Below are 12295 nucleotides of genomic sequence, written 5' to 3'. Positions count from 1 at the left end.
AATAGATCAAAATCCCGTTCACGGTTCTGTGAGGCGGGATTTTTTGGTCTGCGCTTTTTTTGCGGGATGACGCAATATTTTTGCGTGGTCGCGCTATTTTTTTTCGGTTACCTTAATCTGCTTACCGTATATGATGAAATAGTTCCTAAGAATTACTAAAAAATGACTAACGCCAATGAGGGGCTGAGGAAAATGAAGTGGTTTTATAATTTAAGAACAGCAGTGAAGTTAATCTCCGCATTTCTGTTAGTATCCGCAATATTGTGCTTTGTAGGATTCTATGGAATTACGAATTTGAGTAAGTTGGACCGGTCTATCGTGGACATGTACGAAAACCGCTTAACACCTATAGCTTATTTAGGAGAAGCGAATGAACTATTTTTAACAAATAGAATCAATATCCGTGACATAAACACGATGGCTAAAACAGTGGCAGAAAAGAAAGAATACGAAGATAAAATACATAAGAACGTTCAAAGTATTGAAGAGATCATGGGTAAATATAGCAAGACTGCGTTGAGAGCTGAAGAATTAGCCATAATGAAGGATTATCCTGAGATCTGGAAACGGTATATCACAAGCCTGGATGAGGCTATTGAATTAAATAATACAAATATTAGTAATGAGAAATATACAAATTTTTTGCTTGTAAGTGATTTGCAAACAGCTACAACAGAGCTGACTGACTTTCTGCAAAATTTAATAGACATCAATATGAAGCAGGCTCAAGGTTCGATTGTTAGCGCCAATGAACTCTATCAGTCCTCTCGTTTGATTACGTTTAGCGTTACTATTGTTGCGCTGCTCATCAGTATTGGTCTGGGTCTTCTAATATCGCAGATCATAGCACGGCCTCTAAATCAAGTAATGCGCTTGCTAGGTAAAGTGGCAAACGGTGATTTAAGCGAAACGTCGAATCTGGAATCCAAGGACGAGATTGGAATGCTAGCTCTTTCCGTTAATGAGATGGTTCTGAACCTAAGACGTACTGTGAGCGGCATTTCGTCTTCTGCGGAAAGTGTCTCAGCTGCTGCGCAGCAAATCTCAGCAAGTACAGAGGAAGTAGCTAGTGGAAGTATGAGTCAAGCTAGTGCAGCGCAAACGATGAATGAGTTGTTCCGAGAATTATCTGCGGCGATTAATTCAGTAGCCCAGAGTGCTGAACAGGCCTCTGAGCTGTCAGATCAAACGATGCGTATCGCTCAAGATGGAGGGATCGTGGTTAAGAACTCCGTACAAGGAATGGCAGTACTGGATACTCAAATGTCTAGACTTGCGGAAGATTCCGATAAGATTGGTGAGATTATTGCGGTGATTGAAGATATTGCCCAACAGACAAATCTGCTAGCCCTGAACGCAGCGATAGAAGCGGCCCGCGCAGGTGAACAAGGTCGAGGTTTTGCCGTTGTTGCGAATGAAGTAAGAAAGTTAGCTGAGCGGAGCAGTGGGGCTACGAAACAAATCACGGGCATTATCAAAGAAATGCAGAAGAATACGCAGCACAGTGTAAATGCCGTAGTAGAAGGAGTAGCTTTTTCACAAAAAAATGGAGAAGCCTTTGAACATATCCTTACGATGGTGAACGATACCGCTCATAAAGTAACAGAAATTGCGGCTGCCAGTGAAGAACAGGCTGCACAATCGTCTGAGGTGATGTTCTCAATTGAGAGCATATCCGCCGCAACTGAAGAAATGGCGGCAAGCAGCAGTGAAACGGCAACGACGGCCAATGCTTTGGCTCAGCTAGCAGAAGAGTTAAATAGTCTGGTATCAATTTTTAAAGTTAAATAAACAGTGTCAGGGGTATTATCATTGATAGGAGAGGAGAAGTAGTGCAAAAAATAAAGGTGCTCGTTGTAGCTGCTTCAGTAACCATGCGTAAACAGATCTCGAACCTAATTTCGGAGGATTCAACCCTCGAGGTCATTGGAGTAGCACGAAATGCATCCGAAGCGATCAGCATGGTTCAAAAACTCAGGCCCGATGTCGTGGCTATAGATATAGAAATGCCGGAATTGAACGGTTTGGTAGCACTCACAAGCATAATGTCACAGCGGCCAACACCTATACTTATCCTGAGCTCAGCTACAAAGGAAGGTATAACTGCAACCATTACTGCTCTACAAAATGGTGCAGTGGATTTCATCTCCAAGCCAGCTCAATCTTATGGACCTGGTCTATACAGCATAAAAGATGAGTTATTATTCAAAATTAAGAAAGCCGCTGAAATTCCTTTAAGAACTCTTATTCTTAACAATATAAACATCTCCAAAGTGAAGGCTCGACAAGAGAAACAAAAAAACGATAAGAGTGGATGTACAGAAGTCATTGAGCAGATCGTGGGAATTGGATGTGGAGTAGGAGGGCCGAAGGCATTAGAAATCTTAATTACCTCACTTCCAGCGAGCTTCCCGTATCCCCTGCTAATTGTGCAACATATGCCGCCTAAGTACACAAAAGCATTGGCGGAACGACTGAATCGGTTCTCAAGTGTACGGGTGGTGGAAGCCAAGGACAAGCAATCGGTGCTCGGGGGAACCGTCTATATCGCTCCAGGTAATTCTCATATGACCATCATTCAGGAGGGGCAAGATCTCAGAATAAAACTTATGAAAAAGCCTGCAGTGAATGGGCACTGTCCTTCGGTCGATGTCTTGTTTGAGTCTATATCTGCATTAACTGGTCTACAGCAGCATTTAATCCTAATGACCGGAATGGGAAATGATGGCGCTAAAGGGATGCTAGCTGCCAAACATGCTGGTGCCCAATCAACGCTTGTAGAATCGCAAGAAACTTCTATTGAAAGTGAAATGCCTGAAGCAGCGGCGAAGCTGGGTTGTGTGGATTACGAGCTGCCCTCGCATTTGTTAGCCTCGAAGATTATGGAGGTTACGGGGGAGCTGAGATACCGAAGGGACACATTTCCATCAGTTTGAACGGTCTTATTTTACTATAAAAAAAGCGTTGGCAGGATAAAATCCACCAATGCTTTTTTTGTATTTCAGGTTGACACTTTCAAGTGATAACAATTATCATTTACGGAGCTAGAGTAGAGATTATGTAACTCATCGTATACAAGGAGCGAAGAAGGAGAGGTTTGCGATGACTTTAAATATATTGAATATGGAAATTCATGATCTTTTTGATCAATTTACAGAACGGATAGAGGGGCATGTTGAGCATAACCAATGGGAACAACGGCTTACTATCCCTTCACATATTGGTAAGGGAACTGTCACCCGTACACGGATTCGTCCAGGTATGGAGATTATGTATACGGACATAACTTACGAACAAGATATGAAGCTCTACATTCAAGAAGCTTGTCCGTTGTTTGAACTAAGCTATAATCTAAGCGGAGAAATCTATTGCGAATGGAACGGCAAGGAAAGTTACACGGATAAACAAATGGGCAATGTCCTTTTTCTAGAGGATGTTCAGGTGTATGAAGAGAAAAAAGCAGGTGTCCCCAATCAATTGCTGGAAATACGGTTAGCTCCTAGTGAACTGCTGAATTACGCCGGAGATTTATCGGAGACACAGCAAATGGAAACCTGGCTTAGACATCATCGTGGCAATATTGATCGTTATCCAGATACTGCGGCAATCCGAAAATGTGTCTCCGAAATAATCCACTGTACCTATCATGGAACATTGAGACGTTTATATATGGAGAGCAAAGCCCTTGAATTTATTGCTTTGTTTGGTGAGTCTGATGGTTACGGTTCTATTAGCGATAGTATGACACTGCGGCATGATGATATTACTAATCTGAAGCGGGTACATGAATTGGTGCAAATCCATTTCGAACAACCGTTATCTATACGTGAGTTGGCTAAGCGGGTAGGTATCAACGAATTCAAGCTAAAAAAAGGCTTCCGCGAATTATTTGGCATGACGATCTTCGAGCTAGTACGTATAAAAAGGATGGAGAAAGCGCTCTGGTATATGGAGGTTGAAGGTTTGAATATAGGGAAAACAGCTGTTTCGGTCGGATATAGCAATGTCAGCAATTTCACGACGACCTTTCGTAAGCATTATGGCTGCAATCCAAGCGAATACTTAAAACGTATCGAACAACAGAGTTTGGAACGAAACAGGCTGTAGGAAGATTTGTAAATGCAGAAAGCTTAAAGCTTCAAGTGTTAGAACATAGGGTTCGGAATCGAACGTTATTTTCTGTCTGCTTGAGGTTTTTTTGTGTTTGCTCCCTTATCAAGGAGTGCACCTCCCTTAACAGGTAGAGAAAAAGACCACTCTAAATGATAATAATTACATAGATTGCAGATAAAAAGGTGGTTATACAATGGAACAACAACAAGTAGATTCGCGCCGGTGGTATGCGCTGGGGGTTATTTTACTGCCAACATTACTTATTTCATTAAATACTTATATGATTCAAGTTGCGCTTCCATCTATGCAATATAGCTTGAACGCAAGCTTTTCGGAAGCACAGCTTATCGTTACCGGATTTTCGCTAGGATTAGCTGTGGCGTTGATTATTAGTGGAAAGCTTGGAGATATATACGGCAGGAAACGGATGTTGCTGATCGGGGTGAGCGGGTTTACGGTCATGGCAGTATTGGGCGGATTGACCTCAGATCCGGCTCTTCTGATTGTTATTCGGATTGTGCAGGGATTGGCTGCGGCGCTTATTCAACCTCAGGTTCTATCTACGCTGCAGGTCAGCTTTCTGCCAAAGGAAAAAGGGCTTGTTTTCGGCATTTACGGCGCCATGATTGGTTTTGGATTTGCATTCGGATTCATCCTCGGAGGCACTATTGTGAATTGGAATCCGTTCGATCTCGGTTGGCGGACGGTGTTTTTTTTCAATGTGCCATTTGGACTTCTCGTCCTGCTGTTAATGCCGATTGTACCTGAAACACGGGCTGAGCAGGCGCACAGTATTGATTGGACTGGAAGCTTCCTTCTGCTGATCGGTTTGTTCCTGCTGATCTATCCGTTGTCAGAGGGACAAAAACAAGGGTGGCCGTTGTGGATTTTTGGCTGTCTAATTTTAGCTCTTTTCGTGTTGTTTACTTTTATCTGGGTTGAAAATCGAAAGGGAAAGCAGGGGGCGTTACCGTTAGTCGATCTGTCTATTTTCAGAGATCGAACATTTAGCGCTGGTCTGGCAACCGTTCTTGTCCTTTATCTAAGTATGTTCTCTTTCTTTTTTATTTTGAGCTATTATATGCAATTTGGTTTGCACTATAGTGTTCAAGATACGAGTATGGTTTTCTTGCCTATAGGGATAGGCTTTTTTCTGACTTCCTTAATCTCGTCTCGAATGGTCAAAAGATGGGGGATGAGTGTTCTTAAGATAGGAGCGCTGATGATGGGTAGCTGTAGCCTGCTGCTTATGTTAGAGCTAAATGTGGACGTTACGCATCTGCTGGACCCTCGTAATATCCTAATATTATTGATATATGGTTTCGGTCTCGGAATGGCTACTACGCCCCTAGTTAACGTCACGCTTAGTTCAGTACCCACAAAGATCACGGGCACGGGTTCAGGCTTGATCACTACCTTTATGTATTTTGCGAATTCGTTAGGAGTGGCGTTAATCGGTATTTTATTCTCCGCTTCGCTAAAGCATTCTCTTTTGGAAGCAGATCTGGCGGATTATGTAAGGGCGTTTTCCTTCTCATTAGCAGCAATCGGAGGACTTGCTTTTACTGGTTTTCTTTGCCTTTGTTTTTTGCGGGAGCGGAAATTATAGAGGAGGTATCCTGCTTTTTTTGCGCTGTGAGCAATCTAACAAACGAACGCCCTTCTTAGCTTTATAGTAATACCGAGTGATTGAATTCCATTTAATGTAACTCAATCCAAACCTATCAATGAGAAGGTGCTAGGATGTCCATACTGCAAGTAGAGAATCTCTCAAAAGAATACAAAGGAAAAGGCAAAACGAATCGGTATCGAGCGCTGAACGGGATTAGTCTTAGTGTGGATAGCGGCGAGTTTGTGGCGATTATGGGACCCTCGGGGAGCGGAAAAACGACACTTTTAAATATACTAAGCGGAATCGACACGGAGTATAGTGGGGTTGTAAGAATTGCAGAGACTAGTATAAATGAGATGTCCAAGAACGAGCTTGCGCTTTTTCGCCGGCAGCGTATGGGATTCGTTTTTCAGGATTACAATCTGCTGGATAGTCTGACCCTACGGGAAAATATCATGGTGCCCATGGTGCTGGATGATCAAGAGGTAGAAGATATCAATGCCAAGACAGATGAGACGTTATCGCTATTTGATCTGGATGAGGTGAAGGACAAATATCCTTATATGGTTTCAGGGGGGCAACAGCAGCGGACGGCGATCAGCAGGGCGATTATTAATCATCCAGATGTGATTTTTGCGGACGAGCCGACAGGGAATTTGGATTCTAAATCCTCGAGTACGGTGATGAAGACCTTCGACAAGCTCAACACTCTAAAAGGAGCAACGATAGTGATGGTCACACATGATCCTTTTGCGGCCAGCTATTGTAATCGCGTGCTTTTTATCAAAGATGGGAAGGCTCTACTAGAGATTGCTAGAGAGAATAAAGAGCGCAGAGCATTTTTTGATCTGATTCTGGAGAACCTGGCCTTTATTGGAGGGGGAGAAGATGACCTTTAGGAGAATGGCATTTCAGATATTTAAGGCGAATCTTAGAAGATATTTGTTGTTTTTCTTATGCAGCAGCTTTACAGTCATGATCTTTTTTACATTTTATTCGCTGTACAGTAATCCTGATTTTAATGACCCTTATCAAGTGAATGGGATGGTGTCAGGTAATTTATATGCTCCTTTTTTGGTGATAAGAGTGTTTGCTGTTCTGTTTATTGTATATGCGCAGATGGCCTTTTTGAAATTCAGAAAAAGCGACTTTGGGCTATTAATGGTACTTGGAATGACAAGCCACAATATCCGCAAAATCATTTTGTTCGAGAATAGCATGATCGCTTTAGCCTCGATTCTCACTGGTTTAGGTGCAGGGACGGTTTTCTCCGGTATTTTTTTCTTCATTGTTTCGCTGTTAGTTAATATTGGGGACAGTGCTTTTATACTGACGCTGGATAGTTATCTGTATACCATTAAATTCTTCGCGGTGATTTACATAGTTGTGATTGCAATCAATTTGCTATTCACTTTGAGATACAGCATTTTACGTCTTTTAAAAGAATCCAGAACCGCAGAACGCAACCTGATTCATGGGAAAATCACCGGAGTCATCGGAGTTTTACTGTTGGGAATCTCCGTTTATAATATGCTCACTCATTACAACCCTTCCGATGCTCGCATGATGTTAATAAATCTGGGAATTAGTATGTTGGGCGTTTATTTGCTGCTGTCAGGACTTGGGGACTGGATGAAACTTTTTATATCGCGATCAAGCAGAGCATATCACAAGCACCTGCTGTTTAGTTCCAATTTGATCTATACCCTTGGTCGCTCCAAAGTAGTGCTTTCTCTCATCACCTTTCTCGTCTTCATCACGATTTCTCTAAGCGGGATTATTTTTTATTTGACCTGGAATGCTGAGGAAATTCCGGTTGCAAACAATCCATATGATATTGCCTATTCAGAAGTATTCGGAAAAAATAGCATCTCACCAAAAATACTAAGTGAGATCACGGATCATGGCGCTACGCCGCTGCTTTCACACCAAAAGCTGGAGTATATCGACTTGTTTAATTTTAAAATATTTCTGGACCAGAATATAAACGCATTAATCGGCTCTGATTATCATGTGGAGAAAGATCACTTTCTAAATCTGGCCACAGTTGCACAAGGAGAAGAGTGGAAGAATCAAAGACCGGAAATGCCCACCTTTGACCTGACGCTTGCTTCCGGGAAGCATACGCTGTATTCACAAGGTATCCTATTTAACATGGTATTTAACCCTGTGCCGAATTTAATGAATGGTCTTCATATCATTGTAAACGAAGAGGATTATATGGCGCTGAAAGCGGAAAATAAAAAAGCGATCGGTATCCTTCAGCTCCTGAATTTTAAGGATTGGAAAAAAACTGCGGATATAGATGCTAAGTTAAATGCCGCTTTAGCCAAATATAACAAAGACAATACAGAGTCCTGGTATGGCAATGAGCGGCAAGAGGCCCTCGTATTTTCTACGAAGTCTAGAATAAGTGACTATCTACAGTTACAGGAGTCTGGCCGATTTGGAATCTTCGTAATTTCATTTGTTGGTTTAATATTTTTCGGCGCCTCCGGGATAGTGCTGCATTTCAGTATTCAGACCGATTTAGAGCGTGAGCGGATCAAATTCAGGAAGCTGAACAAGATTGGAATTACTACTAAGGACGTGGCTCGTATTATAGGCGGCCCTTTAAAAGTGCTGTTTTTTCTCCCTTATGCATTAGGTATTGCATTGTCTTCTTTTTATGTTGTCAGTTCTTCCAGGGTTGAAATGTCTACAGCTCTGGAGCCGATGTGGTTTTGTTTGTTGGTGGGCGGAGCATATCTTTTATTTCAAGTCCTTTTTTATCGTATATACACCAAAATATACACTCACAATATGCTGGCACATATTAAGCTACTCGATATTCCCTTAATAGAAAAAAATGAGATTTCAATTTAATCCCAAATATGATAATATTGGTGCACAAAACGTGGGGGGATTCCATTTGAAAAAGATTTTTTCCAGAATTGCAGTCGCATTAATGATCTTGACCCTTGTTGCGATAGTCACTTGCTTTTATATTGGTGAATTCACCTATGCGTATGGATTAATTTTGGTGCTGTTTTTCGTATTTGCGGGGATGGGGCAGCTCTATAAGCTTAAAAATGATGAGTATATGTACAAAAAAATAAATAACACCGATGAGTATAATGAATATACTAGATGATATAAATTTAACAGAAGCTTATTATGTATAGCCAAACACCCCACTTTAGACAGTGCCTTAAGTAGGGTGTTTTTGTATGTGCCTATGTTTATTTCTTACCGTTGCGTTCAAGAATCATATCTACGAACAGATCAATCTGTGCGGTAATCGCAATCGGATCATAGCGGTAGTAGGTATCAAAATCATTGTAGAATAGATGATCGTTCTTCGCAGCATCAAGTCCGTTCCAAACTGGAGATTCCTTCAGTTCTTTCAGCTTATCTCCTTTTTTGTCAGGATCATAAGTGGTGAGGAACATGTAGTCAGCTGCATATTCTGGCAATAGCTCCATGGACAGCTGCAACGTTTGGTTGTCATTGCTGTTCTTAGTAGGCATTTTTAGCTTAAGTGCGTTATAAAGGGCTTGTCCACCCCGGCCAGCATTATTTCCGAAGGTCCATAGCTCACCTTTATCAGTCAGCTCATAGATTCCAAAAGTATCATTTTCATTTACGACACCTTTAAGCTTCTCGCGGCCTTCAGCAGCCTTTTTCTCAAAGTCAGCAATAAATTGTTCAGCTTTGTCAGGCACACCTACAATGTCACCGAACAGTTTAACAGTTTCATAGATATTTGTAGCAGTTCCGTATGGAATATGAATGGTTGGAGCAATTTTGGATAAAGCATCGTAGTTATCATCGTACATAACGACGATTAGATCAGGTGTAAGTTCCAGAGCTTTCTCGGCGTTGACTGGAGCACCGACATCTTGTGTGTTTGTGAGCAGGTCTTTCAAGAAGGGATTATCAAAGGTACTAGGTTCGACACCTACAACATTTGCTCCTACGGAGAGCAACTCCCCACCATAATAATCTGTAATAATCCGCTGTGGTTTTACAGGTATTTGCACAGTACCTTTAGTGGTTTCATAGCTACGCATTTCAGCAGCTGAAGCCTCAGGAGCAGTCGTTGGCTCTGTGCTCGGTGCTGTAGTTGCTTCTGTTGTTTCTGTTGGTTTATTAGATGAAGCATTGTTTGTTCCCCCGCAAGCTGTCACAAATACAGACAATAACATTATGAGTGCCAGGATGGGGAAGAGGGTCTTTCTTTTTAGCATGATAAACCTCCCTATATATGTGTACCAACAAATAATAATGAGAATCATTATCATTATTATTTTCAATTTGAACTTTATCAAATCCTAGAATTCCTGTCAATGCAATAAAATAAATGCCTCCTATTAAATCTATCTATTGCCAAACCTAGGAAGGCTCATTTACAATAGCATAGTGATAATGAGAATCAATTTCATAGAAATAGGGTGGCATTCATGAATCAACAGATATCTTCCAAGATTAGACCTAATAAAGGGTCAGCCATACAAGAGTTCCGTTCACGTCCTTGGGCTGCCACGTTAATCTTGGTTGGCGGTCTGGTACTATTAGCACTAGGTATCGCTGTTTCAGTCTCCTTTGGAGCGGCTGATATTAAACTTTCTGTGGTGTGGGCAGCTGTGTTTCACTTTGATCCGGAGATCATGGATCATCAGATTATTAGAGAATTACGATTACCCCGTGTACTTGGCGGGGCAATGATAGGGGCCAGCTTTGCAGTTGCGGGTGCCATTATGCAGGGAATGACCCGAAATCCACTCGCAGATTCAGGTTTGATGGGCATCAACTCAGGCGCAGGATTTGCGCTGGCGCTTTGTTTTGCATTTTTCCCGAATCTATCGTTTATGTATTTAATCCTATATTCCTTCATTGGTGCCGGAGTAGGGGCTGGGGTTGTGTATGGGGTCGGATCATTGGCCAAGGGAGGGCTGACTCCTGCTCGTCTGGTGCTGGCAGGTGCTGCTTTTAGTGCACTGCTGTCAGCGCTGAGTGAAGGGGTAGCTTTATATTTTCACATTGGGCAAGATTTGGCTTTCTGGTATGCGGGAGGCGTGGCTGGGACGAAATGGATTCAGCTTAAAGTCATGTTCCCTTGGATAGGAGCAGCGTTAATTGGGGCTATGGTAATATCCCGATCGATTACAATGCTCAGCCTAGGTGACGATGTTGCTAAAGGGCTAGGCCAGCGCACAGGGCTTGTTAAGCTGGCAGGGACTTTAATCGTATTGATTCTGGCTGGATCATCAGTTGCAGTAGTAGGAGCCGTTGGGTTCATTGGACTAATTATTCCCCATTTGACCCGTTTTTTTGTAGGTGTGGATTACAGATGGATCATTCCATGTTCAGCTATTCTTGGCAGTCTGCTTGCAGTATTTGCAGATTTAACAGCACGGATGATTAATCCCCCTAATGAAACGCCGCTTGGAGCAATTATTGCACTGATCGGTGTACCTTTCTTCCTTTATCTTGCACGTAAAGAAAGGAGGGAACTGTAATGATAGAGAAAACTTCATTCGATTCCTTCCAAGCCGCCAAAAATAAACGTGGCTTAGTTATAATGATTATTTTAGCTGTACTGATTGTTATTGCTTTTATTATTAGTATGAATACAGGATACATACGTTTGACACCTATGGAGCTGCTTAATACGTTATTCGGTAAAGGGACGGATAAGCAAGAGTTAATCTTGTTTCAATTTCGGCTACCGCGTATTGTGATCTCCGTTCTGATAGGCGCAGGTTTGGCTGTATCCGGAGCTGTGATGCAGGGCGTCTTTCGTAATGCTTTGGCCGACCCCGGCATCTTAGGGATTAACGCTGGTGCAGGAATTATGGTTATGCTGTTAATATCTTTTTATCCGACGGCAACCGCGGCTCCGGTGTATCTGCTGCCTATGGTGGCGTTTGTTGGTGCGGGAATTACTGCTGCCTTGATCTATGTCTTAGCTTATAAACGGCATGAAGGAATAAAACCCATGCGACTGTTGCTGACCGGTGTAGCGGTTGCAGCTGGAATGAGTGCAGCGATGATCGTGCTGACTCTTCGGCTGGATCCGGAGAAGTATCAGTTTGTGGCTACTTGGCTTGCGGGAAGTATTTGGGGCACAAGCTGGAAGTTTGTACTTTCTTTACTACCGTGGATCGTAATTCTCGTGCCGTATGTCATCTATAAAGCAAGGGTAATGAACGTCCTTAATTTGGGTGAACAGACAGCTGTAGGACTTGGGGCTGCTGTAACGAAAGAACAATTCCGGCTTCTTGCGGCTGCGGTTGGTCTAGCTGCGGCAAGTGTTGCTGTGAGTGGTGGGATTGGCTTTGTCGGCCTTGTCGGCCCCCATTTGGCGAGACGACTAGTTGGACCCAAACATCAGCTCATGCTGCCAACCTCAGCGCTGCTCGGCTCACTGCTAGTCATTATAGCGGATACCATTGGGCGCTGGATCTTACAGCCATCTGAGATCCCCACTGGAATTGTTGTTGCTGTAATTGGAGCGCCATACTTCTTGTATTTGCTAGCCCGTACTAAATCTTGATGAAAGAGGATGGTCAATCACCGGAAGGAGCG

At 42.6% G+C, this 12295-nt stretch carries 10 protein-coding genes; 9 read left to right on the top strand and 1 reads right to left on the bottom strand.

The window, feature by feature from the left end; translation table 11 throughout:
* The first annotated feature begins 192 nt into the window (after window positions 1–192).
* The 7 genes from MKZ16_RS22465 to MKZ16_RS22435 all read left to right on the top strand — a co-directional run bounded on the left by MKZ16_RS22465 (window position 193) and on the right by MKZ16_RS22435 (window position 8858).
* Window positions 193–1791: a methyl-accepting chemotaxis protein gene (locus MKZ16_RS22465; RefSeq protein ID WP_076104409.1), complete on the top strand. Its 1599-nt coding sequence runs from the start codon at window positions 193–195 to the stop codon at window positions 1789–1791.
* Between the two features lie 41 nt (window positions 1792–1832).
* On the top strand, window positions 1833–2936 hold the full coding sequence (gene cheB, locus MKZ16_RS22460; RefSeq protein ID WP_076104410.1) for a chemotaxis-specific protein-glutamate methyltransferase CheB: 1104 nt from the start codon (window positions 1833–1835) through the stop codon (window positions 2934–2936).
* 166 nt (window positions 2937–3102) lie between these two features.
* Window positions 3103–4107 (top strand): helix-turn-helix domain-containing protein, encoded by a 1005-nt coding sequence (locus MKZ16_RS22455; protein WP_038572467.1) that lies wholly within the window; start codon window positions 3103–3105, stop codon window positions 4105–4107.
* Between the two features lie 199 nt (window positions 4108–4306).
* Window positions 4307–5722: an MFS transporter gene (locus MKZ16_RS22450; protein ID WP_076104411.1), complete on the top strand. Its 1416-nt coding sequence runs from the start codon at window positions 4307–4309 to the stop codon at window positions 5720–5722.
* Window positions 5723–5856: 134 nt separating this feature from the next.
* Window positions 5857–6624, top strand: a complete 768-nt coding sequence (locus tag MKZ16_RS22445) for an ABC transporter ATP-binding protein (RefSeq protein ID WP_076104412.1) — start codon at window positions 5857–5859, stop codon at window positions 6622–6624.
* A 4-nt stretch (window positions 6625–6628) separates the two neighbouring features.
* Window positions 6629–8590 carry an ABC transporter permease gene (locus MKZ16_RS22440; protein ID WP_179089998.1) on the top strand — a complete coding sequence of 654 codons (1962 nt, stop codon included), beginning with the start codon at window positions 6629–6631 and terminating at the stop codon, window positions 8588–8590.
* On the top strand, window positions 8574–8858 hold the full coding sequence (locus tag MKZ16_RS22435) for a hypothetical protein (RefSeq protein WP_179086889.1): 285 nt from the start codon (window positions 8574–8576) through the stop codon (window positions 8856–8858). Before MKZ16_RS22440 ends, MKZ16_RS22435 begins: the two co-directional genes overlap by 17 nt.
* 88 nt (window positions 8859–8946) lie before the next feature.
* Here MKZ16_RS22435 and MKZ16_RS22430 read toward each other — a convergent pair whose 3' ends face one another.
* Window positions 8947–9954, bottom strand: coding sequence for an ABC transporter substrate-binding protein (locus MKZ16_RS22430; RefSeq protein WP_036676075.1), 1008 nt, complete (start codon window positions 9952–9954; stop codon window positions 8947–8949).
* A gap of 213 nt (window positions 9955–10167) precedes the next feature.
* On the opposite strand from MKZ16_RS22430, the gene MKZ16_RS22425 reads away from it, so the two are divergent.
* Window positions 10168–11226 (top strand): iron ABC transporter permease, encoded by a 1059-nt coding sequence (locus tag MKZ16_RS22425; protein WP_036676077.1) that lies wholly within the window; start codon window positions 10168–10170, stop codon window positions 11224–11226.
* The gene (locus MKZ16_RS22420) at window positions 11226–12263 is read left to right on the top strand and encodes an iron ABC transporter permease (RefSeq protein ID WP_036676084.1); all 1038 of its coding nucleotides are present in this window, start codon (window positions 11226–11228) and stop codon (window positions 12261–12263) included. Before MKZ16_RS22425 ends, MKZ16_RS22420 begins: the two co-directional genes overlap by 1 nt.
* Window positions 12264–12295 lie beyond the last annotated feature (32 nt).

Origin of the sequence: Paenibacillus sp. FSL R5-0928, from assembly GCF_037970385.1 — a bacterium.
In the GTDB taxonomy this organism is placed as follows: Bacteria; Bacillota; Bacilli; order Paenibacillales; family Paenibacillaceae; genus Paenibacillus_AQ; species Paenibacillus_AQ odorifer.
The sequence above is the reverse complement of the archived record's forward strand: the minus strand, read 5'-3'. Positions and strand labels throughout refer to the sequence as shown.

Bases quoted from the DNA above. Each gene is read 5' to 3' on its own strand.
- MKZ16_RS22465 (WP_076104409.1), top strand. From the start codon at position 193: ATGAAGTGGTTTTATAATTTAAGAACAGCAGTGAAGTTAATCTCCGCA.
- MKZ16_RS22455 (WP_038572467.1), top strand. From the start codon at position 3,103: ATGACTTTAAATATATTGAATATGGAAATTCATGATCTTTTTGATCAA.
- MKZ16_RS22450 (WP_076104411.1), top strand. From the start codon at position 4,307: ATGGAACAACAACAAGTAGATTCGCGCCGGTGGTATGCGCTGGGGGTT.
- MKZ16_RS22445 (WP_076104412.1), top strand. From the start codon at position 5,857: ATGTCCATACTGCAAGTAGAGAATCTCTCAAAAGAATACAAAGGAAAA.
- MKZ16_RS22440 (WP_179089998.1), top strand. From the start codon at position 6,629: ATGGCATTTCAGATATTTAAGGCGAATCTTAGAAGATATTTGTTGTTT.
- MKZ16_RS22435 (WP_179086889.1), top strand. From the start codon at position 8,574: ATGAGATTTCAATTTAATCCCAAATATGATAATATTGGTGCACAAAAC.
- MKZ16_RS22430 (WP_036676075.1), bottom strand. From the start codon at position 9,954: ATGCTAAAAAGAAAGACCCTCTTCCCCATCCTGGCACTCATAATGTTA.
- MKZ16_RS22425 (WP_036676077.1), top strand. From the start codon at position 10,168: ATGAATCAACAGATATCTTCCAAGATTAGACCTAATAAAGGGTCAGCC.
- MKZ16_RS22420 (WP_036676084.1), top strand. From the start codon at position 11,226: ATGATAGAGAAAACTTCATTCGATTCCTTCCAAGCCGCCAAAAATAAA.